At 68.7% G+C, this 23,775-nt stretch carries 23 protein-coding genes; 9 read left to right on the plus strand and 14 right to left on the minus strand.

All coding sequences use genetic code 11. From position 1 onward, the window contains the following. The first annotated feature begins 5 nt into the window (after positions 1 to 5). On the plus strand, positions 6 to 716 hold the full coding sequence (locus MEBOL_RS12580; RefSeq protein WP_095982738.1) for an HAD family hydrolase: 711 nt from the start codon (positions 6 to 8) through the stop codon (positions 714 to 716). Between the two features lie 187 nt (positions 717 to 903). Beyond that, positions 904 to 1,905, plus strand: coding sequence for a lipid kinase (locus MEBOL_RS12585; protein WP_095977662.1), 1,002 nt, complete (start codon positions 904 to 906; stop codon positions 1,903 to 1,905). Between the two features lie 23 nt (positions 1,906 to 1,928). Here MEBOL_RS12585 and hrcA read toward each other — a convergent pair whose 3' ends face one another. After that, positions 1,929 to 2,960, minus strand: coding sequence for a heat-inducible transcriptional repressor HrcA (hrcA, locus tag MEBOL_RS12590; protein ID WP_095977663.1), 1,032 nt, complete (start codon positions 2,958 to 2,960; stop codon positions 1,929 to 1,931). Between the two features lie 246 nt (positions 2,961 to 3,206). On the opposite strand from hrcA, the gene yedA reads away from it, so the two are divergent. From yedA to MEBOL_RS12625, 7 genes are all read left to right on the plus strand, one after another. Further along, positions 3,207 to 4,133, plus strand: a complete 927-nt coding sequence (yedA, locus tag MEBOL_RS12595) for a drug/metabolite exporter YedA (RefSeq protein WP_245919700.1) — start codon at positions 3,207 to 3,209, stop codon at positions 4,131 to 4,133. 11 nt (positions 4,134 to 4,144) lie between these two features. Beyond that, entirely contained in the window at positions 4,145 to 4,492 is a 348-nt protein-coding gene (locus MEBOL_RS12600; protein WP_095977665.1) for a hypothetical protein, read from the plus strand. Positions 4,493 to 4,707: 215 nt separating this feature from the next. Further along, positions 4,708 to 6,969, plus strand: a complete 2,262-nt coding sequence (locus tag MEBOL_RS12605) for an RCC1 domain-containing protein (protein WP_095977666.1) — start codon at positions 4,708 to 4,710, stop codon at positions 6,967 to 6,969. Positions 6,970 to 7,106: 137 nt separating this feature from the next. After that, on the plus strand, positions 7,107 to 9,290 hold the full coding sequence (locus tag MEBOL_RS12610; protein ID WP_095977667.1) for an RCC1 domain-containing protein: 2,184 nt from the start codon (positions 7,107 to 7,109) through the stop codon (positions 9,288 to 9,290). An 84-nt stretch (positions 9,291 to 9,374) separates the two neighbouring features. Further along, positions 9,375 to 10,529 (plus strand): PQQ-dependent sugar dehydrogenase, encoded by a 1,155-nt coding sequence (locus tag MEBOL_RS12615; RefSeq protein ID WP_095977668.1) that lies wholly within the window; start codon positions 9,375 to 9,377, stop codon positions 10,527 to 10,529. 165 nt (positions 10,530 to 10,694) lie between these two features. Then, positions 10,695 to 12,275, plus strand: coding sequence for a cation:proton antiporter (locus tag MEBOL_RS12620; RefSeq protein ID WP_245919703.1), 1,581 nt, complete (start codon positions 10,695 to 10,697; stop codon positions 12,273 to 12,275). Continuing rightward, on the plus strand, positions 12,272 to 13,405 hold the full coding sequence (locus MEBOL_RS12625) for a cyclic nucleotide-binding domain-containing protein (protein ID WP_095977670.1): 1,134 nt from the start codon (positions 12,272 to 12,274) through the stop codon (positions 13,403 to 13,405). The genes MEBOL_RS12620 and MEBOL_RS12625 overlap by 4 nt, the downstream gene beginning before the upstream one ends. Before the next feature lie 3 nt (positions 13,406 to 13,408). On the opposite strand, the gene MEBOL_RS12630 is transcribed toward MEBOL_RS12625, so the two are convergent. The 13 genes from MEBOL_RS12630 to MEBOL_RS12690 form a co-directional block, all read right to left on the minus strand. Beyond that, complete coding sequence (locus MEBOL_RS12630) at positions 13,409 to 14,746, minus strand: hypothetical protein (RefSeq protein ID WP_095977671.1); 1,338 nt, start codon at positions 14,744 to 14,746, stop codon at positions 13,409 to 13,411. 120 nt (positions 14,747 to 14,866) lie between these two features. Next, positions 14,867 to 15,106, minus strand: a complete 240-nt coding sequence (locus MEBOL_RS12635) for a chaperonin (protein WP_095977672.1) — start codon at positions 15,104 to 15,106, stop codon at positions 14,867 to 14,869. A gap of 289 nt (positions 15,107 to 15,395) precedes the next feature. Next, positions 15,396 to 15,854 carry a hypothetical protein gene (locus MEBOL_RS12640; RefSeq protein WP_095977673.1) on the minus strand — a complete coding sequence of 153 codons (459 nt, stop codon included), beginning with the start codon at positions 15,852 to 15,854 and terminating at the stop codon, positions 15,396 to 15,398. 2 nt (positions 15,855 to 15,856) lie between these two features. Further along, positions 15,857 to 16,522, minus strand: coding sequence for an anti-sigma factor family protein (locus tag MEBOL_RS12645; protein WP_095977674.1), 666 nt, complete (start codon positions 16,520 to 16,522; stop codon positions 15,857 to 15,859). Positions 16,523 to 16,589: 67 nt separating this feature from the next. Beyond that, positions 16,590 to 17,207: an RNA polymerase sigma factor gene (locus tag MEBOL_RS12650; protein ID WP_095977675.1), complete on the minus strand. Its 618-nt coding sequence runs from the start codon at positions 17,205 to 17,207 to the stop codon at positions 16,590 to 16,592. Positions 17,208 to 17,256: 49 nt separating this feature from the next. After that, complete coding sequence (locus MEBOL_RS12655) at positions 17,257 to 19,005, minus strand: hypothetical protein (RefSeq protein WP_095977676.1); 1,749 nt, start codon at positions 19,003 to 19,005, stop codon at positions 17,257 to 17,259. A 238-nt stretch (positions 19,006 to 19,243) separates the two neighbouring features. After that, entirely contained in the window at positions 19,244 to 19,561 is a 318-nt protein-coding gene (locus tag MEBOL_RS12660) for a hypothetical protein (protein ID WP_095977677.1), read from the minus strand. After that, a complete protein-coding gene (locus MEBOL_RS12665) occupies positions 19,561 to 20,370 on the minus strand; it encodes a DUF6861 domain-containing protein (RefSeq protein ID WP_342747763.1) in 810 nt (269 codons plus the stop codon). Before MEBOL_RS12665 ends, MEBOL_RS12660 begins: the two co-directional genes overlap by 1 nt. After that, positions 20,297 to 21,007: a DUF6861 domain-containing protein gene (locus tag MEBOL_RS12670; protein ID WP_095977679.1), complete on the minus strand. Its 711-nt coding sequence runs from the start codon at positions 21,005 to 21,007 to the stop codon at positions 20,297 to 20,299. The genes MEBOL_RS12665 and MEBOL_RS12670 overlap by 74 nt, the downstream gene beginning before the upstream one ends. Before the next feature lie 103 nt (positions 21,008 to 21,110). Beyond that, positions 21,111 to 21,620, minus strand: coding sequence for a hypothetical protein (locus tag MEBOL_RS12675; RefSeq protein ID WP_245919705.1), 510 nt, complete (start codon positions 21,618 to 21,620; stop codon positions 21,111 to 21,113). 32 nt (positions 21,621 to 21,652) lie between these two features. Beyond that, positions 21,653 to 22,552: an oxygen-dependent coproporphyrinogen oxidase gene (hemF, locus tag MEBOL_RS12680; RefSeq protein ID WP_095977680.1), complete on the minus strand. Its 900-nt coding sequence runs from the start codon at positions 22,550 to 22,552 to the stop codon at positions 21,653 to 21,655. Then, on the minus strand, positions 22,549 to 23,307 hold the full coding sequence (locus MEBOL_RS12685; protein WP_095982740.1) for a hypothetical protein: 759 nt from the start codon (positions 23,305 to 23,307) through the stop codon (positions 22,549 to 22,551). Before MEBOL_RS12685 ends, hemF begins: the two co-directional genes overlap by 4 nt. A 128-nt stretch (positions 23,308 to 23,435) precedes the next feature. Continuing rightward, positions 23,436 to 23,726 carry a DUF3467 domain-containing protein gene (locus MEBOL_RS12690; protein WP_095982741.1) on the minus strand — a complete coding sequence of 97 codons (291 nt, stop codon included), beginning with the start codon at positions 23,724 to 23,726 and terminating at the stop codon, positions 23,436 to 23,438. Positions 23,727 to 23,775 lie beyond the last annotated feature (49 nt).

The raw sequence follows: 23,775 nt of genomic DNA on the forward strand, positions 1-23,775 counted from the left end.
TGGCGCTGGTGCAGAACGTCATCTTCGATGTGGACGGAACGTTGGTGGACTCCGTGGACGAGCACGCCGAGGCCTGGAGGCGCGCCTTCCTGGAATTCGGCCGGGACGTGCCCTTCGCCCACGTGCGCAGCCAGATCGGCAAGGGCGCGGATCAACTGATGCCCGTCTTCTTCTCCGAGGACGAGCTGGAGAAGTTCGGCAAGGAGCTGGAGGACTACCGCGCCGCGCTCTTCCAACGGGAATTCATGCCCAAGCTGCGTCCCTTCCCGCAGGTGCGCGAGCTGTTCCAGCGGCTGCGCCAGGACGGCGTGCGCCTCGCCCTGGCCTCGAGCGCCAAGGACGAGGAGCTGGAGCGCTACATCCGCCTGTGCCGCATCGAGGGGCTGACGGAGGCCGAGACGGCCAAGGATGACGCCGCGAGGTCCAAGCCCCATCCCGACATCTTCGACGCGGCGATGGAGCGGCTGGGCCGGCCCGAGCCGCACACGGTCGTCGTGGTGGGGGACACCCCCTTCGACGCCCTGGCCGCGGGCAAGCTCGGGCTGATGAGCGTGGGGCTGCGCTGCGGCGGCTTCTCCGAGGAGGATCTGCGCACCGCGGGCTGCCGCGCCATCTACCAGGATCCCGCGCACCTGCTGGCCCAGTACGAGGCCTCGCGCGACACGTGGCCGTGGACGGCGGAATCGCTGGCCTCCAAGGACGAGGAGTCGCGCTGAGGGCGCGCCTCCGGACATCCGTGATGGACCCAGGACCCTGACGGCCACCCCCTTGGCGTGGCCCGTCGGGGTCCAGCCGTTGGCGGGAACACTCGCCGCGAGGCTCCGTGGACGAGCGGACGATCCACACGGGCGCATGCACCCGCCGCTGGCTCCCCTGGCCGCTCGTGCACACCCTTGAGGGGCAATGAACAGCGAGCCCATCTCCGACATCGCGCTTCTCGCGACTCCCGAACGAACCGCGCTCGACGAAGGCCCGGCGCTCCTGCTGCTCAACCCCAACTCACGCATGGGCGCCGAGGCCCTGCCCGCCACGCTCGAGGCCCTCGAGACCCGGGGCGTTCCCCTCCTCGAGAGCCACGCCGTCACCGACCACGCGCACATGGACCGCCTGCTGCGCGAGGCCGTCGACAGCGGCGTGCGGCGCTTCCTCATCGGCGGCGGGGATGGAACGCTCAACCACGCCCTCAAGCACCTGCTCGGCCATGACGTGACGCTGGGCGTGCTGCCCCTGGGCACCGGCAACGACTTCGCGCGCTCGCTCGGCATCGAGCCCACGCTGGAGGCCGCCTGTGACGCCATCGCCGCCGGGTGCACCGTGCGCGTGGACGTGGGGCTCGCCAACGGCCGGCCCTTCCTCAACGCGGTGAGCCTGGGACTGGCCTCCGCCATCGCCCGACGGCTCACGCCCGAGCTCAAACGCCGGGTGGGCAAGCTCGCCTACCCCGTGGCCGCCTTCGCCGAACTCTGGGAACACCAGCCCTTCCGCGTGCGCCTGGTGACCGACCACGAGCAGCTGGAGCTGGACGTGCTCCAGCTCGTGGTGGGCAACGGCCGCTACCACGGCGCGGGCAACATGGTGACGCCCAGCGCCACGCTCGATGATGAGCTGCTGGACGCCTACACCATCGTCGCGCCCTCCCACGAAGCCGGACGCGAGGGCACGGGGCTCGGCCACATGCAGGACCTGTCCACCCTGGCGCGCGTGGCCATGACGCTGCGCTCGGGCGAGCACCTGAGCCATCCGGCCGTCAGGGCGGTGAGCGGCTCCCATATCTATGTGGAGGCCACGCCGCCCCAGGACGTCAACGCGGACGGCGAAATGATCGGCCAGACCCCGGTGCGCTTCGAGATCCGCCCCGGCGCCCTGCGCGTCTACGCCCCGGCGCATCCGCCTCCGGACGCCTGAGACGCCCGGCGGAGGGCCCCTCGTCAGACCTTGTCGAGCGCCAGCGAGAGCGCCTGGGCGGTGAAGTTCACCAGCGGGATGATGCGCTGGTAGTTCATCCGCGTGGGCCCGATGACGCCCACGGTGCCCAGCACCTGCTCGCGGCTGCCATAGGGGCTCGCGATGACCGTCACGTCGCCCGCCGAGGAGAAGTCGCTCTCGGTGCCGATGAAGATCTGCATCTCTCGCGCGCGCTGCACCCGGTCCAACAGGGACAAGAGCTTGTGCTTCTCCCCGAGCGCCTTGAAGAGCGCGCGCATGCGCTCCACGTCGGCGAACTCGGGCTGCTCGAAGAACGAGCCCGTGCCCTCGATGAGCACGCGCTCGCCCGTCTGGAGGTCCGTGGCCGCCGCGCCCAGCTTGAGCGCCTTGGACGTCAGCGCGTTGTAGAGCGCCTGCTCGTGGTCCAGCTCGTTGCGGATGCGCTCGCGTGCCTCCTCCAGCGTCACCTCGTGCAACAGCTCGGACAGGTAGTTGCTCGCCTTGAGCAGCTCGTCGGAGGTGACGGGGAAATCCACGGACAGGAGCTTGTTCTGCACCTGGCCGTTCTGCCCCACCAGGATGGCGAGCACCCGGTCCTCGCGCAGCCGCACGAACTCGATGCGGTGGAACACGGCGGCGTCCGGACGCGGCGTGACGACGACGCCCGCATGGCGGCTGAGCGCGTGCAACAGGCGCGAGGCCTCGCTCAACAGCTCATCCATTCCGCCCTCGTGCGCGAGCCCCGCGTGGATGAGCTCCCGGTCCCGCGGCCCCGGGTCCTTCAAGCGCACCAGCGTGTCCACGTAGAAGCGGTAGCCCCGATCCGTGGGGACGCGGCCCGCGGAGGTGTGCGGCTTCTCGAGGAAGCCCAGCTCCTCCAGGTCCGCGAGCACGTTGCGCAACGTGGCCGAGGACACATCGAACTCGGGCTTGCGCGCGAGGTGGTGGCTCCCGACGGGGCCGCCCGTGGAGATGTACTCCTGCACGACGGCGCGGAGGACTTCCTTTTCCCGATCACCCAGCTCCTCGGACATCCTGGCTCACACTCCGCGATGACGTGGCGTCCCGAAGACGCCGCCCACGATTCGGCGTGGGGCCGAGAACCCGTTGAAAGTCTAAAAAGACATCGAAACCGGTTCAATGCCCTCTGGGTCTGTGGCCGCTCATCCCACCCCGCGTGCCGGGGGGGCGGGGAGGCAACCCGCGCGGGAGGTGGCGCCCGGGGTAATCCAATAGCGCACATCGCGGGGCGTCCTCCGGGGCGTTAAAAGCGCGCCGCCTTGTCCTCCCCTTCCAGTCCCATGCCTCCCCCCGCCGCCCAGCCCACCGCGGGCGCGACGCTCCCCGACCCCCGCCGCGCGCAGCTGATCTTCAGCCTCTTCGCGCTGTACGTCATCTGGGGCTCCACGTACCTGGCCATCCATTTCGCGCTCGAGGGCGGCTTCCCGCCCCTGGTGTTGGCGGGGGTGCGCTACGGGCTCGCGGGGGCGGTGCTGTACGCCTTCCTTCGGCTGCGCGGGCACGCGAACCCGAGCGCCCGGCAATGGCTGGGAGGCGCGGTGCTGGGGCTGCTGCTGCTCACGCTGGGCAATGGCTCGGTGGTGGTGGCCCAGCAATGGGTGCCCTCGGGGGTGGCGGCGCTGGTGGTGGGCAGCGTGCCCCTGTGGGCGGCGCTCTTCAGCGGATTGCTCGGACAGTGGCCCGGCCGCGCCGAGCGCTGGGGCCTGGCCATCGGCTTCTGCGGCCTCATCGTGCTCAACCTCGGCAGTGACCTGCGCGGCAACTCCTGGGCGACGTTCGCCCTGTTGCTCGCGCCGGTGAGCTGGGCCTTCGGCTCCGTCTGGTCGCGCCGCCTGCCCCAGGCCCCGGGGCTCATGTCCAGCGCCACGCAGATGCTGTGCGCGAGCGTGCTGTTCTTCCTGGGCAGCATGGTGAAGGGCGAGCACCTGGCGGCGCTGCCCACGCCGCGCGCCCTGCTCGCCCTCGGCTACCTCATCACCTTCGGCTCGCTCGTGGCGTTCAGCGCCTATGGCTTCCTGCTGCGCAACACGCGGCCCTCGCTCGCCATGAGCTACGCCTACGTCAACCCGGTGGTGGCCGTGCTGCTGGGCGTGGCGCTCGCGGGCGAGTCCATGAGCCCCACGGGAATGGTCGCCATGGGCGCCATCCTCGGCTCCGTGGTGCTGCTCACGCGCGCCCGGGGCTGAAACCCCGAGCCATGCGCCGCGCCCCGAAACACAAGCCCCCCACCACGCCGGACGGACGCTACCTGGTGGTGGACGGCGTGCTGTGGCGCTGCTCGGACCCCGCGCTCGGCCCCAAGCAGCGCGCGCTCCTGGTGGAAGCGCTCATGCACGCGCGAAGGGACGTGGGCCGGGCACTGCGCACGGGGGATGCCGGGGCGGAGCGCGCGGCGCGCTCGCGCGTGCACAAGGCCAAGGTGGCGCTCGGGGAGCGGGGGCCTCCCTGGTGGACCGATGGCGCCCCGGACTTCAACCGCCACGCCGTGGAGAACACCCCCTATGCCGGGTGGTTCCACGCGCCGCGGACACGCGGCGGCGTTTGACCTGATTTGTCAGTGAGGTGGCGAAAAACGTCACCCGCTGGGGGTTTCAAACGCCGGGCTCCTGGAATCCCGCGTGCTTGCCTGACGCCCCGGCCTTGGCACACCCCGTGCTTTGAGTCTTCCCGGCGACACAGGGTGCGCGCGAAGGGGATGAAGCGTCCTCGACCGTGCGGGCTATGTGTCGCCGCCCCCCTACCCACACATGAAAGACACGCATGCGAAAAGGACTGAGTTCCTGGTGCGCCTTATTGCTCTCACTCCTGGGCTCCCTGGCCTGGGCACAACCTCCGGAGGATTTCGAGGCGGATGACCTCGAGTTGAATAGACATACGCGCTCCCGGCAGACGCTCGCGGCGGGGCGCAGCCATTCCCTGGCGGTGGCCGAGGATGGGACTGTCTGGGCCTGGGGGGTGAACATCGATGGCGAACTGGGAGATGGAACCACCCTGATGCGCACCACGCCCATCCAGGTGCCCCAACTCTCGGGAATCATCTCCGTGGCAGCGGGCAACTCCCATAGCCTGGCACTGGGCGCGGATGGCCGCGTCTGGGTCTGGGGATATGGCAGCAATGGTCAACTGGGATTGGGCGAGCTCACATGGTATCAATATACCCCCACGCCCATCCCAGGGCTCACCGGCGTAGTCGCCATCGCCGCCCACAGTGAGCACTCGCTGGCCTTGCGCTCGGATGGCAGCGTGTGGGGATGGGGAAACAGCAACTCTGGTCAACTCGGCACCATTCACTGGAGCGTCACGTCTCCCGTTGAAGTCCCGGGCCTGCCCGCCGTGACGTCTCTTGCGACCGGATGGAGTCACACCCTCGCGTTGAGCCGGAACGGTACGGTGTGGGCCTGGGGCTCGAATTCGCAGGGACAATTGGGCGACGGAACCCGCACGGATCATGTGACGCCCGCGCCCGTGCCCGGGCTCACGGACGTCGTATCCATCGCGGCCGGATATGATTACTCCCTGGCAGTGCGGCGCCAGGGTACCGTGTCGGCCTGGGGCTACGGCCGGGCGGGCTCACTCGGCATCGGCGAGGGAGCACCAGAAGTCCAGACCGTGCCCGTTCCCATTCCCGCGCTCACGCACGTGCGCGCCCTCTCGGCGCGCGGTATGTCGGCCCTCGCTCTCCGGCGGGATGGATCGGTCTGGGGCTGGGGTGACAATAACAACTATCAACTCGCCCATCCCGCTCTCGGCCTCCAATTCACTCCCGTTCCGGTGAATGCGCCCGGCGGCGTCGTGGAAATTTCGAGCGGTAACCAGCACGGACTGGCCCGCCTCCGGAATGGCTCGGTCTGGGCATGGGGCAATGACAACCAGGGAGCGGTGGGGAAAGGCGCCGCGCTCCGACTCGATCCCGTGAGCCTGTCTGGCATCCAGGGCGTGGTGACCTCCGCCATCGGCGACAGTCACATCCTGGCGCTCCGACAGGACGGCTCGGTGTGGTCATGGGGTACCGATCTCCCAGGATTGGGACAACTGGGGAACACCACACAGCCGGCCAGTGCACAACCCACCCCCGTGCCGGGCCTGACGGATGCCGTGGACGTGGCCGTGGAGAACACGAGCTCCTTCGCCGTGCGCGCGGATGGTTCCGTCTGGGCCTGGGGAGACAACCGCGGCGGGTATCTCGGAGACGGGACGAACGTTTCCCGCAGCACTCCCCAGCCCGTGCCGGGCCTGACGAACATCGTGGCCGCGGCGGCCGGTCACTCCTATGCCCTGGCCTTGAACGGCGACGGCCGGGTGTGGGCCTGGGGCTCCAACGACTTCGGTCAACTCGGGGATGGAACCACCACCCGACGCCTCTCCCCCATCCTCATCCCGAACCTGTCGGACGTCGTGGCGATCTCCGCCGCAACCAACTTCTCGCTCGCCCTCACGAGCGATGGCCGGGTGTGGGCCTGGGGCATCAACGACTTCGGTCAACTCGGGGATGGAACCACCACCCGACGCCTCTCCCCCATCCTCATCCCGAACCTGTCGGACGTCGTGGCCATACGGGCAGGCACCTACCATGCGCTGGCACTGCGCGCGGATGGAACCCTCTGGGGCTGGGGGCTGAACCGGAGCGGCCAGATCGACCCTTCCGTTCCGAAGGAGGTCTCCCGCGTCACGCCCGTCCCCATCACCGGGATGACCCAGGTCGTCGGACTCGGGATTGGCCAGTTCCACTCCGTGGCCTTGCGCAGCGATGGCACCGTCTCGGCCTGGGGCGGCAACCGCATGGGAATCATGGGCCAAGGCACGCAGAGCGAAACGAACACGCGCCCTCCACCCGCCCCCATCCCTGGTCTGACCGGTGTGGTCTCCCTTTCGTCCGGTCCGGACACCATCCAGGTGACGCTCGCGGACGGCTCGGTCCTCGCCTGGGGGAGCAATGTCAGGTCACTCATTGGAGACGGCAAGCCCGTGATGAGCCCCATTCCCACGCGCGCCCTGCCTCCCCGCCATCACATGCCCCACTGACACGGGCTCTGTGCCCGGCCTTGGCACACCCCGTGCTTTGATTCCCGATGACACGAGGTTCGCGCGGAAGGGATGAAGAATCCTTGACCGTGCGGGCCTCGTGTCACCTCCCCCCTACCCACACATGAAAGACACGCATGCGACAAGGACTGAGTTCCTGGTGCGCCTTATTGCTCTCACTCCTCGGCTCCCTGGCCTGGGCACAACCTCCGGAGGACCTGGACCTCGAGGCGAACCACCTCGAGTGGAATAGACATACACGAGAACACAAGACCGTCGCGGCGGGAAAGAACCACTCCCTCGCGCTCGGAAAGGATGGAAGCGTCTGGGCCTGGGGAACGAACTCCTCCTATGCCCTCGGCACGGGTGACCGTGAGAAGCGTTCCAGACCCGTCCAGGTTCCCCAGCTCACGGGGATGGTCGCCGTCGCGGTGGGCCATGACCACAGCCTGGCGCTGGGAGCGGATGGCCGCGTCTGGGCTTGGGGAAACAACTTCATGGGGCAACTGGGCCTGGGTTGGTCCGTCCAGGAACAACCCACGCCCACCCCCGTTCCCGGCATCACGGACGTGATCGCCATCGCCGCTTACGAACAGCACACACTGCTGCTGCGCCAGGATGGACGCGTGTGGGCCATGGGCGACGGCGGTCACGGACAGCTCGGGATCGGATACCAGACAGCGCCCGTGCCCACGCAAGTGCCCGATCTCACGGACGTGGTGTCCCTGGCCACGAGCACGTATCACAGTCTCGCGGTGCGTCGGGACGGAACGGTGTGGGCCTGGGGCAACAACTTCCATGGACAGCTCGGCGATGGAACTCAAATCGACCGACCAACGCCCGCGCCTGTGCCAGGGCTCGCGAATTGTGTGGCCGTCGCGGCCGGATCCGCCCATTCCCTGGCCTTGCAACGCAATGGCGATGTACGCGCCTGGGGTCTGACCGTGAACCTCGGCATCGACCCTCCTCCCTCCTCTCCTTTCGTGACGAGCTTCACGAACGCGATCGCCATCCAGGCGAATGAGCACACCTCGCTGGCGCTCCGGAGGGATGGGACGGTCTGGGGTTGGGGCGACAACTACAGCCATCAAGTTGGCGGAACCTCGCCCCGGCAAACCACTCCCGCGCGGGTACCGACGCTCCACTCCGTGACGAACATCGCCTTGGGACAAACCCATGTCCTGGCCCGGCGCCGGGATGGCTCGCTGTGGGGATGGGGCGATAACACCCAGGCCCAGGTGGGAAACGGCTCCGACTACAAGTCCAGCCCCGTGTCCCTCCTCGGGGTGAGTGGACTGGTGAAGTCCTCGATGAGCAGCACCCATGTCCTGGCGATCCACCAGGATGGCGGCCTGTGGTCCTGGGGAGACAACTTCTTCGAAGGCCCGCTAGGACGAGGTGCAACGAATCGCGGCCATGAGGCGCCCACCCCGGTGCCAGGCTTCCCGGACGCCGTCGATGTCGCCGCCGCGTCTGGCAGTTCGTTCGTCGTGAGGGCGGATGGCTCCGTCTGGGCATGGGGGCTCAACCACAACGGGCAACTGGGAGACGGCACGCGTGTGGCCCGAAGCACGCCACAGCCCATCGCCGGGCTGGAGAACATCGTGGCGCTGGCCACCCCGAATGATGCCTCGACCATCCATGTCCTGGCCTTGAGCCGCGACGGTCACGTCTGGGCATGGGGCGACAACACCTTCGGCCAGCTCGGAGACGGCACGACGACCACCCGGCTCACCCCGGTGCGGCTCACGAGCCTGTCGGGCATCGTGGCGCTCGCGGCCCAGTCCAGTTGGGGGAATGCCTACTCGCTCGCGCTCGGTGCCGACGGACGCGTGAGGGCCTGGGGCAGCAACACCGCTGGCCAGCTCGGCGATGGAACGACCACCTCTCGTCACACGCCGGCCGAGGTTCCGGGTCTGACGGACGTCGTGGCCATCGAGCCGGACTACTACCATTCGCTGGCCCTGCGCTCGGACGGCACCGTCTGGACCTGGGGGACGGATTACAGTCAGGGAGACACGCCCCGCCTCTTCCCCGAGCAGTACCCCGGGCTGACGCAGATCGTGGCGGTCTCGGACAGGATGGCCCTGCGAAGCGATGGAACCGTCTGGACCTGGACGCCTCAACAGCCCACGCCCACGCCCCTCCCGGCTCTGGAGGGCGTGGTGTCCATCACCGCGGCACTCAGGACATTCCAGGTGGTGCTCGCGAATGGTGAAGTGCGCGCCTGGGGAAGCAATCAGTCGTCGCGTCTGGGAGACGGGGTACTCATCAAGAGCCCCCTCCTCTCACGCATCCTCCCGCCCCACCGTCACCGCTGAGTGCGAGGGCGACCGCGTCCACCGCCGGACGTCCTCCCGTTCCGTCCGGTGGCGCGGGGCCCGTGGAGTCGGCATAGAGACGGCATGCGCACCCGCCTCTTGATTCCTCCGCTCCTGCTGCTCACCGCCTGCTCGGGTTGCCGCACGGGCATCCCACAACGCGGTGCTCCGGATTGCATCCTCGTCGAGGACGACTTCGGCCCCCAGGCAAGCGCCCCCCTCACCGTCGACGTGGTCGCCGAGGGACTCGAGGTGCCCTGGGGCATCGCGTGGCTGCCAGGAGGTGACGCGCTCGTCACCGAGCGTCCCGGCCGCGTGCGGCTCCTGCGCGGCTTCGCGCTCCAACCCACGCCCGTGGCCACCGTGGCCATTGGCGACAGCGCCGAGGGCGGTCTGCTCGGCATCGCCGCGCATCCGGACTTCGCGAACAACCGCCAGTTCTACCTCTACGTGACGCACGAGGAGGGCGGCGAGACGAAGAACCGCGTGGAGCGCTGGGTGCTGTCCGAGGACCACGCGAGCGCCACCTTCGAGCGCGTCATCTTCGGCGGCATCGAGGCGGCCACGTACCACAACGGCGGCCGGCTGCGCTTCGGCCCGGATGGCATGCTCTACGTGGGCACTGGGGACGCGCGCGACCCGGATCGCGCCCAGGACGTGAACGTGCCCGAGGGCAAGCTCCTGCGTCTGACTCCCGAAGGCGACATCCCCTCGGACAACCCCTTTCCCGGCAAGCCCGCGTTCCTGCTCGGCGTGCGCAACACCCAGGGCTTCGACTGGAAGGACGCGGACACGCTCTACTTCACCGACCATGGGCCCAGTGGGGAACGCTTGCGCCGGGGCCACGACGAGGTGAACGTGGCGCGCAAGGGAGACAACCTCGGCTGGCCCACGATCTACCGCTGCGAGTCCGGCGAAGGGCTGGTCACGCCGTCGCTCACGTGGGAGACGGCATCTCCCCCGGGAGGCGCCGCGATCTACACCGGTGACGCCATCCCCGAGTGGAAGGGCTCGCTGCTCATCGGCTCGCTCGGCTCGCGGCACCTGCACCGCGTGGCGTTCTCTCCGGAGAACCCGTCCCAGGTGGCCCAGCACGAGGTGTACCTGCGTGACACGTATGGCCGCCTGCGCGAGACCCTCATGGGCCCGGACGGCCACCTCTACGTCACCACCAGCAACTGCGACGGCCGGGGCGACTGCACGGCGCGCAAGGACTTGCTCCTGCGCGTGCGCCGCTGACGCTGAGCCGACACGAGCGGCGTACCCGGTGAAGACGCGGTGGAATCTTCTCCTGCCGCCACCCCGTGCATGCGGAACCGCCCGGCGCGCAACCCCCGCCCCGCACACGGCTGGTGCAGGGATGGCGGGCATCTGCGAGGCTTCCCACCGCCCGTGCACCTTGAAATGAACCTCCTCATCGGCCTGATGGTGGCCGCCAGTACGCTCGCGATCGCCGCCAAGCGCGTGAGCATCCCCTACAGCGTCGCACTTGTCGTGGGAGGCCTGCTCATCTCGGTGGGCGGCCTCCTGCCGGGCGTGCCACCGCTCAATCCGGACGTGGTCTTCCTCGTATGCCTGCCGCTGTTGCTCTTCGAGGGCGGCATCACCGCGGACGTGGCCAATGTGCGCGCCAACCTGGTGCCCATCGCGACCCTGGCGTCGCTCGGCATGGTGCTGGCCATCACCGCCACCGGCACGGCGCTGCACTTCGCGCTGTCCTTCGCCTGGGGGCCCGCGCTGCTGCTCGGCGCCATGCTCGCCGTCACCGACACCGTCTCCATCCTCTATGCCTTCCGCCACGCGCCCGTCCCCCGGCGCCTGTCCGGCATCATGCAGGGCGAGAGCCTGTTCAATGACGGCACGGCGCTCGTGGCCTACGCGGCCATCGCCGGGGTGGTGACGCGTGGGGAGACGTCGTTCTCGCTGCCGCTGCTCGGCGCCCAGGTGGTGCTGGCCACGCTCGGAGGGCTCGCCATCGGCCTCGCGCTCGCGCTCGTGGCGGGCATCATCATCCGCCGCACGAGGGATCCCCTCGCGGAGATCATGGTCACCACGGCGCTCGCCTTCTCCGCGTACGTGATCGGCGAGGAGGTGCACATGTCGGGCGCCATCGCCGCGGTGACGGCCGGACTGAGCATCGGCATCACCCTGCGCCGGCACGTGGCCGCGCAGAGCCAGGTGGCCATCCACACCTTCTGGGAGTACGCCACCTTCGGGGTGAACACCTTCCTGTTCCTGTCGGTGGGGCTCACCACGAAGCCCGGCTCGCTCCTGCACCACCTGCCGCTCACGCTGCTCGCGGTGGCGTGCGTCTTCATCGGGCGCGCGGTGGCCATCTACGTGCCCTTCCTGCTCTTGCGCTGGGTGCGCCCCTCCGAGTCCGTGCCCTTCCGCTGGCAGCACGTCTTCATCTTCGGCAACATCAAGGGAGCGCTGTCCATTGGCCTGGCGCTTGGTCTGCCCGAGGGCACGCCCGCGCGCGAGCAGATGGTGGCCATCGCCTTCGGCGTGACGTTCCTGTCGCTCGTGGGCCAGGGGCTGCTGCTGACGGGCTTCCTCAAGCGGCTGGGCCTGTTCCGGGAGGATCCGGTGGCCCTCGCGGTGGGCGAGCAGCAAGCACGGCTCATCGCCGGCCGCGCGGCGCGCCAGGAGTTGGAGCGGCTGCATGAGCAGGGCGTCATCCCCCGCGCGGCGTACGAGCACCTGCGCAGCGACTACCAGGTGGGCATCGCCAGCGCCGAGCGCGAGCTGCGCCGGTTGAGCGATCAGCACCTGGCCCAGGCGGCGCGGCTGGTGCTGACCACGCGCCGGCACCTGGTGGACGCGGAGCGCACGGCGCTGTTGTCGGCCCGGCGCGCGGGCCTCATCCCCGACGAGACGGCCGAGGCCCAGCTCGCGCGGCTGGACGAGCGCACGCTCGAATTGGAGCAGGTGTTGTCGGACGTGCCCGACGCCGATACGGGCAGCGGGAGGAAGGTGCCATGAAGATTGTCATCGCGGGCGGTGGACGGGTGGGTGGGACGCTGGCGGCGCGGCTCGTGTCCGAGCAGCACCAGGTGACGGTGGTGGAGAGGGATCCCCTCATCTGTCACAAGCTCTTCGAGGAGATTGGCGTGGTGACGGTGTGCGGGGACGCCACGGACCCCCGGGTGCTGGAAACGGCGGGCATCGCCAACGCGCACATCGCGGCCGGAGTGCTGGCGCGCGACGCGGAGAACCTGGCGTTCGCCACGCTGGTGCGAGCGGTGAGCCCCGCGCGCGTCATGGTGCGCATGCTGGACAACCGCTACCGCGAGCCCTACCGCCTCGCCGGCGTGCGCGAGCTGGTGGAGGAGGCCGAGGTGGTGGTGGCGAAGATGACGACCGCCATCGACTTCCCCCAGGTGGCGGGCTCGCTGCCGCTGGCCGCCGGGGACGCCATCCTCTTCGAGCTCAAGGTGAGCGCCAAGGCGGTGGTGGCCGGGCGCACGGTGGCGCAGGTGCGCGCCCAGCCCGACTTCCCCCGGGAGTGCGTCTTCATCGGCGTGGTGGACCCGGAGGGCCGTATCACCCTGCCCGATGGCAACACGCAGCTGCGCGCCGAGCACACCCTCATCCTCGTGGCCCGCCGCGCCGAGCTGGCGCGCGCCGTGGAATGCCTCACGCTCGAGCCCAACCAGGCCAATGAGACGCCCCTGGCGGAGCTGTTGCGCACGGTGGACTTCCTCGCGCCGCTCAGCGGGGAGGAGCTGCTCAAGGTGGCGCACGGCGCCGAGTACCTGCGCAAACAGGCCGGCGAGGTCATCTTCAAGAAGGGAGACCCGGGCGAGACGTTCTACGTCGTCGTCTCCGGCCAGGTGAGCCTGCAGAGCGAGGGAGGCCGCATGGTGGAGACGGTCAAACCCGGCGGCTTCTTCGGGGAGATCGCCCTGCTCACCGGCGAGCCGCGCGCCACCCACGCCACGGCCGCCACCGCGTGCGAGCTGGCGAGCGTGGGCCGCGATGACTTCCGCGGCGTGGTGATGGCCAACCCCGCCATCGCCCTGGAGATGAGCCGCATCCTCGGCCAGCGGCTCTCGCGCATGTCCAAGCAGGACGCGGCCCCCCAGAAGCGCAAGGGCCTCTTCGGGCGCTGAGCGTCAGCGCTCGAAGTCCACGCCCACGCCCAGGCCCGCCGTGAAGCCGCGCACCAGCCGCACCGACTCCCCGTCCACCTGGGGGAAGTGCACCGTGCCCACCGAGGCCACGCCATAGACGGCGGGCAGGAAGCGGTGGCGCAGCTCGGTGGCCACGGAGTAGCGCGGCATGCCGGTGACGTCCGTGAGGATGACGCGCAGCTCGCCCACCGTGTTGCCGCCGGGCAGGGTCGCCTGGAGGGCGGCATCCGCGTCCACCCGCCCCGTGGTGACGAAGTACTCCCCGCTGGCGCTCACGTTCAGCGCCAGGTCTCCATCCGCCACCGGCGTCACCCGCGCCGCCACCTCGCCATAGCCCGAGAAGGTCCCCGGCAGCACCTCCTCCGCGAGCGGCGCCTCGCGAAGACCCACGCCGGAGAAGCGCGCCAGCTCGTAGCCCGCGCCAAAGAAACCAAAGCGGAAACGGCCCGCCTGATGCCGGCCCTCCAGACGCCCGGTGATGTCCAGCGTCTCCGAGGGCGTGCCCCGCGCCACGACACCGAAAGCCGCGCCGAAGTCCGGCACCGACTCGATGAGCGTGTCCGCGCGAGCGCCCGCGGCGGCCTGCAACCACAGTTGCAGCGTGTCCGAGCGCACCACGCCCGCCTGCAACCCAACGCTCGCCGCGGAGAGCTCGTGCGACTTGACGCCCGCGTTGCCCTGATCGTGCGCCACATCCACCGACAGCAGGAAACGATCGAAGGCCGTCTGCTCGTCACTCAGGACGCGGCCCAGGTCCAGGCGGAACTCGCCCGCGAACAGGCGCCCGGCCAGCACGTCACTGGCGAAGAGCTCCACCCGGGTGGGCCCCAGGTACGCGATGAAGTTGGCCCCCGCCGGGTGGTAGTCGGGCGACAAGCCGTTGTTGTAGCGGTTCACCAGCCAGCCCGCGCCGAGCGTCCAGGTGGTGTAGGCCCCCGCGCGCAGCTGAAAGGCGCCATCGTCCCGGCCCACCCGCAGCACCCGCAGGAGCTGGCCGATGTCACTGCGCTCGTCCCAATCCTGGCGCCGCAGATAGCCGCCGTAATCCGGCGCGTCCTTCAGGGGCTCCCGGTCGAGCACCCGCAGGCGCAGGGGCGCGCCCAGCTCGAACTCGAATTCATCACCGCCCCGGACACTCAGGCGCGGAAACACCACCCCGAAGCCATCCAACCCATTGGCGCCAGCTCCCGAGGGCAGGGCGAGCGCTCCCACCTCGAGCGCCGCGTGGAAGTGGACGCCTTCTTGCGTCGAGACGGGATTTTCAACGAAGGCCTTGGGAGCCTGCTGGAGCACGGACGCGAGGAGAAGGGCACCGATCATGGTGCGTCATTTTAATCCCGCTCGCGCCCTTCGTCCGGCACGACCTGCTCGGACAGAAGTGCACCTTGTCTCCATGAGCAGCGAACAACCGGGCATCCCACAACGTGGGCGCGCGAGCCCTCAGCCCACGAAGACGATGTGACGGCCGGTGATCTGCTCCATGGAGCGCGAGGACACCAGCTTCGCGGCGGCCTTCGTCTCCCCGGCCACGTCGAACGCCGCGGCGATCAAATCCCCCAGGGTCACCTGCACCTTGCGCACCGGCTGGCTCGCCTTGGCCTTGCTCACCGCGCGCCCCGCCGACTTCTTCACCTGACGCGCCACCTGCATCACCTGTCCACGCCGCTGGGTCTTCGCCATGATCCACCCCGTCCCTTGAGTCCGAACCGCCCGCCCCGCCGCCGCCACCGTGCCTACTCTCTAAGCAACCCGCGTGCCCAAACCTAAGCACTTGGAATCACAGAGGAGACAGGGGGTGGAGGGACGCGAAAAGCCATGCCAGGGACTGACTTTTCTACCGGATGGGAGGAAATTCCCCCGGAATGAATGACGGGATGCCAGCCCCCTGAAGCACGTCGTGCCCGCCAGGCGCCGGAAGGCGGCCCATGCGAGCACGGGGGTAACGGTCGGACGGGGAAGGCGAGGCGCGCTACTTCCCGGGGGGCGAGGAGAGCACGAGGATGAGTTCCCCCCCCACATGCTTGCCGGCGCGCTGGTAGACGGCGCCCTCGCGGCCCAGCTCCACGTCCACGGCGGACAGCTGTGGGACTTCCACGCGCAAGGTGGCGGTGCCGCCCTGCAGGCGCAGCAGCTTGAGCGACGCCGTCACGCCGTTGGGCAGCTTCACCTCGGTGGGCGACTGGGTGCTCACCACCAGGGACTGCTGCGACAGGCGCTTGAAGGAGGTGAAGTTGAAGTTCTGCTTCTGGAACGTCTCCTTCATCTTCTGCAGCTTGGGAGGATCCACCTCGGTGCCCTTGCGGGAGACGAGCACCACCTCGACCTCCACGTTGAGCTTCTGGGGCTCGGCCTGGGCCCGCGCCGCCACGGGAAGCATCAGCCCCAGCAACGTCAGGAGCAATGGGGCCATCGGCGTGCGCGTCATCATCCTCACAGCTCACCTCCCTTGGGCGGTTTGTCCGGCGTCGCGGGCTTCACGGGCCGACGGGCCGGCACGTCCTTGGACGACTCTCCGTCCAGCTCGTCCGACTCATCGCCGGACGCGCCCCGAGGGCCGGCCTGGATCCCATCGTGCGTCGTGGGCGCGTCCTGGTCCACCGCCCAGATGATGGTGTTACCGTCATCGGACTCCAGCACGACCGGCGCCACCGTGGCGCCCTCGGAGGCCCGCACCGCGCGCACCCGCATCCGGTCCGCCCCATAGCCGAGCGGCGCCGACCCCTGGTCCATCAGCAACGGCACCGCCACCAGTACCGCCACCGCCGCCGTGGCCAGCGAGGAGATCATCACCGTGCGGTGGTAGAGGAACATCTCCGACAACGAGATGCGCAGCCGCTCCAGCAGCGGCGGACGATCCGGCGTCACCCGGGCCATGACCCGCTGGGTGAAGTCCTTGAAGTCCACATCGTCCACCGCCATCTCCAGCCCCACCCGCAGGAGCGCGGACTCGGCCCTCAGGTCGGCGGCCCGGCTGGCACAGTCCCGGCAGGCGGCCATGTGCCGCTCGACGTTGACGCGGTCCGCCGGGGATACCTCCCCGTCGATGTAGGGCGACAACAACGGGATGAAACGCTCACATGCGGGGTTCGTGGCCATGTTCTACCCGTTGGAAGAGGTGACTTGGGGCTTGGACGGTAATGGAAAGGCAATATTCCAGCCGACCTCACTCACTGCCCACTCCGCTTTTGGCCTCGTCCAACTCCAGGTATTCACTGAGGATTTTCTGCACCTTGGCCCGGGCATGGAAGAGCCGGCTCATCACGGTGCCCTTGGGGATATCCAGTGTGCGGGACAGGTCCTCGTAGGACATGCCCTCCACCTCGCGCAGCAGGAGGATGGCGCGGTGCTTCTCCGGCACGGTCGCGAGCGCCTCCTGGATCTTCTCGGCCAGCTCACGCCGCAGGGCGCTTTTCTGGGGGTTGGTCCCCAGGCGGCTGCCCAGGGCACCGATACGGGCCTCGGACAGGTCCGTGGCGACGGATTCGTCGAATTCCTCGGTCGGCCCACCCGCCGTTCCCTTCCGGCGGATCACGTCGATACAGATGTTCGTCGTGATGCGGTAGAGCCACGTATAGAAGGAGGAGTCGCCCTTGAAGTGGTCCAGGTACTTGTAGACCTTGACGAACGCCTCCTGGGAGACGTCCATCGCCTCCTCCTTGTCCTTGAGCATGCCGAGCGCGACCGCGTACACCTTGCGCTGGTAGCGCTCGACGAGGAGCTTGAAGGCGCGCTGGTCTCCATCACGCACGCGCTTGACAAGAGTGAGGTCGTCGGTAGCCAAGGGGGCGCTACCCTAGCACGCCCCCCCCGACACCCAAGCATTCTTGAAGCTACAGGCTCGCGAGCATGGCCACCAGCAGGGCCGCGCCCACCAAGGCGATGATGGAGCCGAAGGCCAGCTGGCTCCACTGCTCCTTGAGCACCGCGCTGTCCTCGGGTGAGTCGCGCAGGCCATGCAGGGCGTTCCACAGCATGTGCGGCCCCAGACGCTTGTTCGTCCCCCGATGCTCGCTCGCCTGGACTTCCAGATCCTTGAGCGCGTCCCGCGGAGACACCACCCCCCGGGGAGGAACCAGCGCCGGATTCGGCACACCTGGCGCCATCACCGCCTGTTGCGCGGGGGCCGCTTCCGGCTCCTTCTGATCGAACGGCGCCGTGGCCGTGGGCTCCGGCGCGTCCTGAGGCTGGGTGATTTCGTCCGGATCGACGGGCGGCTCGACCGCCTTGGCGACGGGCAGTTCGGGAAGGGACGCCTTGGCGGGGGCGGGCTGAGGGGCGGGGGCCGCCTTGGCGGCGGGACGCTCGGGGGGGGCCTGGTGCTCCTCCACCACGGGGAGGAAAACCTCCGAGGGCAACTGCTCGGGTCCCGGTTCGATGCGCACCCCGGCGAGCCGCGCCTGCAACTCCTCCGGAGAGCCGGCGTCCAACATCGCCAGGGCCGTCTCCACCCCGTTCGTCCCCGTGGCCGAGTCGCGCAGGGCCGCGAAGCCGTTCTGGGTCAGGGCCTGCTCGAAGCGCGCGCGTCCCGCGGGCGACTGGCCCGCGGGGTCCTTCGCGTTCGCCCGGGCATAAGCGGCGAAGAAGGCCCACAAGCGCAGGGCCCGCTCGCCGGGAGCCATCCTCGAGGGACGCAGTTCCGCGCCCAGGAACGCCAGTTCCTCCGCGAAGTGGTGGGCGAGCGATTCCTGACCAATGGGCTCGGAGAACTTCGGCAGCAGGTCCTCGATCCGCTTCGGCTGTCCGGTCTCCCCGGGGGGAGGTGGAGACCGAGGCGCCGGAGGAGGCTCGAAGCGGGCGTCTCCACGCGGGTCCTGGGTCCTGGGAGGGCGGGTTCCCTCTTTCCCCTCGGGAGCGTCGAAGACCGTATCAGGTGCGTCCTGTCCCTCGGTCCTCTCAGCCGGCTCCGACTGCTCCGGAGCCTGGGTCTCGAGCGCATCGGGCGCGTCCCGCGTCTCCTCGGGCCGGCCCGCATTCTCCGGAGCCTGGGTCTCGAGCGCATCGGGCGCATCCCCGCCCTCGGTCCGCCCGGGCGACGGGGCCCGCTCCGGGGTACGCGGCCTCTCGGGAGCCCGATCCTCGAAGGAGACATCGGGCACGTCCTCGCGGACCTCGGCCCGCTCCGGAGCCTGGGTCTCGAGGGCATCGGGCGCGTCCGGGCCTTCGGTCCTCCCGGACGGCGAGGCACGATCCGCGGTGCGCGGCACTTCCCGCTCCCGGTTCTCGAAGTTGCTGGAGGCCTGGCCCTCGGAGGTCTGGACCCGGGGCCGCTCGCCGGTAGTACGGGGAGCGGGCTTCTCGAAGAGTTCGGCGGATTTGACGATCTCCCGGGTCCGCGTGGGGCGGGCCGCGTTGCGCGTCTCCAATCCATCCTGGGTGAAGGTCCACCGACCGGGCTTCGCCGCGTCGCGTGTGCCTCCCGGCCGGGACTCGGGTTCACCCCGACCCGCCGTCCCTGGAGCACCGGACTCCAGCGGCGAGCGGCCGATGCGCGTCCGCTCCTCGCGCTCCACCGCCGGGCCAGCACCGGGTCGGGTCTCCAGAGGCGAGCGGCCGATGCGCGTCCGCTCCTCGCGCTCCATGCCGTCACCTGGACCCTGCCGGTCACCCCGTCCCGGGACGCCTCCGTCGGAAACACGCGACGGGACGAACCCGATGGATCCTCCAGGCGGCCCCTTGATGTTTCCGGATTGGCTCATCGTTCAGGATTGTCGGCCAAATGGCCCACAAGTTGCGAGAGCCCCCGCGTGTCACTCGCCCTCGCGCCCTACTTTGACCTCCGACGTCATCTGGAGACCCAGGAAAGAGTCCCCGGGCGCGTCAACCGATGAAGATCTCGGAGACCTCATCCAGTTCGATGTCGTCGAGTTCATCCAGAACGGAATCGATGCGTTCCAGAAGCAAGGCGTTCTTCGGGTGTCCCGCCAGAGCCCCGCGCAGCTTCCGGAGTTCTTCCATCACCGTGGCCAGTTCCTTCACGTCGAGGAGGGGACCGTTCTCGAACAACGGCACCCACTTGAGGCCCAGCTTCTCCGCCATGGGGAGCCACACGGAGTGATAGACGCCCTGGGCGGCCACCGGAATGTAGCGGTCGTCTCTGCCCGGCTCCTTGAACTTGACGAGAATCGCGACAGACATCACTGGCTCTCGTGAACCATGCCCACGGTGACCCAATCAGGCAGGGGCGGCAAAAGGATGTTGACCCCCCACTGCACCTCGAACGTCCAGTCGGGGTAGATCACGCGGAGCTTGCTCAACGCTTGGGCCACCCCGACCCGCAGTGCGGGCGAGTCCGCATCGATGCGAAACGGCAAGCGCCGGAAGCCTTGGATCTCCGCGAGGCTGGGAACCTCAGCCGAGCCTCTGTGAGTGACCCGCGTGCCGGTCGCGTCGTGCAGAAGCGCCTGGATACGCTTGACGGTGCTGCCGAGAATCGCGGCGTCGGCCCAGTCCGTCGCGGATCTCGGTGGACTTGCCTTTTGAAGTCTCCGCGCCGTCTTGTACTCGATGAACATCCTCCGGGCCATGTCGATCCCGTCGAACTCCCCAAGGGTCATATTCTTTCCCTTTTTCGTTCGCAGGATGAGTTCCACTTGCCGAAAGAAGCGGGCTTCAACCAGCTGGCGAGAAAGATGACCCAGGACTTCCCGAGGGCGTCCCGCACGCGACTCCCGGAAGGCATCAACGCGCCGGTTGAGCCATTCCGCCAGCCGCGCTTCACCGATCTTGCGACCGAGAGCCGTGCCACGCAGGGCCTTCACCATCCAAGACACTCCGCGAGACATCGCCAGCATGAGCAGCCCCTCCAGAATGGCGCTGAGCAGGCTTGCCACGGCCTCGGCGAACTCGCGGGCGGCGCGATCGATAAGGGGCTCACTCCCGCGAGCATTCCAGACCGTGCTGAAAAAAATGGGCGAATGCCTTGGCGACGTTCCAAAGGGTCTCAACGAGCCAGTTCAGCAACAGCGCCAGTCCCAACCATTCGAGGATGATGAGACCCACCTCGAACCCGGCGGCGGCACCCGGCACCGCGCCGACACCTCCAGCCAACGATCCAATCACCGACCCCACCGCCGTTGAAATCGCCAGCACCGCGATTCCACCCACCACCATCTCCGCCAATGATAGGACGACATCGTGCAGCGCCTTTTCGGCATGTCGTACGACGGCCTCACCGAGATACCGCATCGACAGTTGGATCGCCCGAAGGAAGTCGTCCCAGAGTTGCGCGACACGACCGGCCGTGGAACTCAAAGCCGAGGCAAGGTTGTAGGAAATAGAGCCGGAGCCAATGACGTCGAATAAGGATTGAGCGTAGTGTCGACTCGGAATCCAAATCAGGCGCTCGGAGGGAAAGCGCACTCCACGCCAGCCAGCCATACCCTGCGGAACCGACAGCCGATTCGCGTGCGCGAGGACATTGACATAGAAGCGCAGGTCCTGCCCCCATTGATCCGCGAGATCACCGTAATAGGTTTCAGCGATGGCGATGGCTGTACCCGGGGGACCTGATTCAACCCGGTGCAACCGCGCACCGGGCTCGGGCAGGTGGGTCCAAATGTATTCGGAGGAAACGAAGCCCATCTGTCCCCCACGAGTGGCGACGAAGGACCAACCACTCTCCGAGCGGCGAATGATCTGGACATTCGTATTGAAGGGCAGCGTCTGGATGACATTCGACCCGGAGTCACTCGCCCTCGCGCTCCACCTTGACCTCCGACGTCATCCCGTTGGCATCCAAGGTCACGCTGAACACCGACACCTGACCGTCTCCGTCCAGGTCTCCCCGGGCGTAGCAGGTGACTTCCGCCTCGCCCAGGGGCGACTCCTGCACCATCACCTGGTACTGGCAGCGCACCCGCTCGCCGGGCTCGAAGCCCATCTTCTTCATGGGCTCGTCCGGCACGAACGCGACCGCCTCACCCCCTCGCGGCACCTGCGCCGGCACCGGTCCCGCCGCCAGGAAGACGCCGTGCTCGTCCCGGTAGGCCTGCACATCCCCGCACAGGCGCAGCACATTGAGGCGCGCCTCCTGGGACAACGCCCGCGCCACCTCCTCCGCTCCTGGGCGCAGGCCCGCGTAGAGCACCCCTCCACCCACCACGGCCAGGGCCCCCAGCACGGCGGGCACCCACACCCGCGCGCCCTTCTTGCCTCGGGTCCCTCCTCCCGAGGGACCCGGAACCGGATTCTCCATGAACACGCTCCTCGGCTCCCGCCCGTCTCCGCTCAGACGCCCGCCCAGGCACGCGGCTGGCGAAGCACCTCCACCAACCGCGCCTCCTCCGAGCCCGGCTCCGGATGGTGGTCGTAGCGCCAGCGCACCTGCGGCGGCAGTGACATGAGAATGGACTCGGTACGTCCCTTCGTCTCCAGGCCGAAGAGGGTGCCCCGATCCCAGACGAGGTTGAACTCCACGTACCGCCCACGCCGCAGCTCCTGCCAGACCCGCTGCGCCTCGGTGTAGGGCGTGTCCTTGCGACGCTCGGCGATGGGCAGGTACGCGGGAAGGAAGGCCTTGCTCGCGTCGAGCACGAAGGCGAACTCGCGCTCCAGGTCTCCCCCCATGTTCTCGAAGAAGATGCCCCCCACCCCGCGCGCCTCCTCGCGGTGGCGCAGGTAGAAGTACGTGTCACACGCCGGCTTGAAGCGCGCGTAGTACGCGGGGTCATGCCGGTCACACACTTCCTTGTGCACCCGGTGGAAGTGCTCCGCGTCCTCGTCCACGAGATAGTAGGGCGTCAGATCCGCCCCACCGCCGAACCACGCCTTGGGCCCCTGCTGGATGAAGCGGTAGTTGGCGTGCACGGTGGGCACGTGCGGATTGCGCGGGTGCAGCACCAGCGACAAGCCCCCGGCCCAGAAGGTGCGCCCCTCGCCCTGGAGCTTGCCCGCGAAGGCCTCCTCCAGCTCGCCGAACACCACCGAGGTGCTCACCCCACCCTTCTCCAGGACCGCCCCCTCCTCCATTACCCGGCTGCGCCCTCCGCCGCCCCCCGGCCGCTGCCAGAGGTCCTCGCGAAAACGCGCCCGCCCGTCCAGACGCTCCAGCGCACCGCAGATCTCGTCCTGCAACGCGTGCAGGTGCGCCACCATCCGCTCCTTCAACGACTCCACGTCCACCGTCATCGGTTCTCCAGAATGGCCACGGGTGCCTCGAATAACAGAGGAGGCACCGCGGGGGCGGTATTCCCCGCCGCGTCGAAAACCTCGAGCTTCGCCCGGTAGCTCTTGCCCTCTTCCAGCGCGAAGGCCCCACCGCAGGCCTCGTGTCCCAGCAGGGCCACGCCGTTCTGCAAGGGGGTGATGTAGTGCTGCGACGCCATGTCTCCCTGGCGGTTGGACAACGTCACCAGCACGTAGGCCGGGCTGTCCTCCAGCAGGGACATGCTCAACTTCACGAAGCGCTCACTCCCATCCCGGGTACGGCGGGAAATGCCCTCGCGGACCGCCGGCCGCTTGAGCCAGCGGGGACGGGCCACGTCCTGGCCCCGCCCGCTGATCCACTCGGGCGCCGTGCTGCCGCCTCCGTTGAGGACCTTCACGCCCGGCAACACGTCGTCCAGGCGAAGCGTGTAGGACTGGCCCGCCCGGAGCGGTTCCGAGAGCCGGAGGACCACGGTGGCCCGCCCCAGGGTGCTCGTCCAGCCGCGCTGGATGCGCACCTCCACCTCGTGTCCCGCCGTCTGCATGCGCAGGATGCGGCCCGGCAGGGCGGCGACCCGCTCCGCGAGGGGACCGACGCCCTCCAGCAGGAAACGGGTGTTGGTGGGGACGACCGAGCCCGGGGCCGGAAAGACATGGACCCCCTCGGCGGTACAGGCCGCGTGGGCCCGCGGCACGAAGAGCCAGGACAGGACGAGGATCAGAACGGCGGAGCGCACGAAATCCCCGAGTTTGCGCCGGCCCGGCGTCAGAGGCCAGCCTTCCCGTGTGTCGGGGCGCACACGCCCTCCGCTCATGACGCGTTTCGCCGTCACCGAAACCTCGCGTCACCCAAAATTAACAATTCTCAATTCATGGAAGAGCCATCGTCCGACATGACGAGCGGGCCATAGCGTGCCTCGTAGTTGGCCACGCCCGCCTGCATCGCCACCAGCAGGCGCTTGAGGTGCTTGGGGTTGAGGATGACACGTGAGCGCACCTTGGCACGGGGCTGGTGCGGCTGGACGTAGATGAAGTCCAGGGTGAACTCCGTCTCCGTGTGGTTGACCAGGGCCATGTTCACGTACTGACCATTGGCCACGTCGTCATCCAACTGAATCTCCAGGGAGGCCTCGGGGGGTTTGGGAGCATCCGCCATGAGAGGCGGCATACCGCCCCCGGCCCCGCGTGACTAGAGTCCAGGAGGC

This window comes from Melittangium boletus DSM 14713 (assembly GCF_002305855.1).
Lineage (GTDB): Bacteria > Myxococcota > Myxococcia > Myxococcales > Myxococcaceae > Cystobacter > Cystobacter boletus.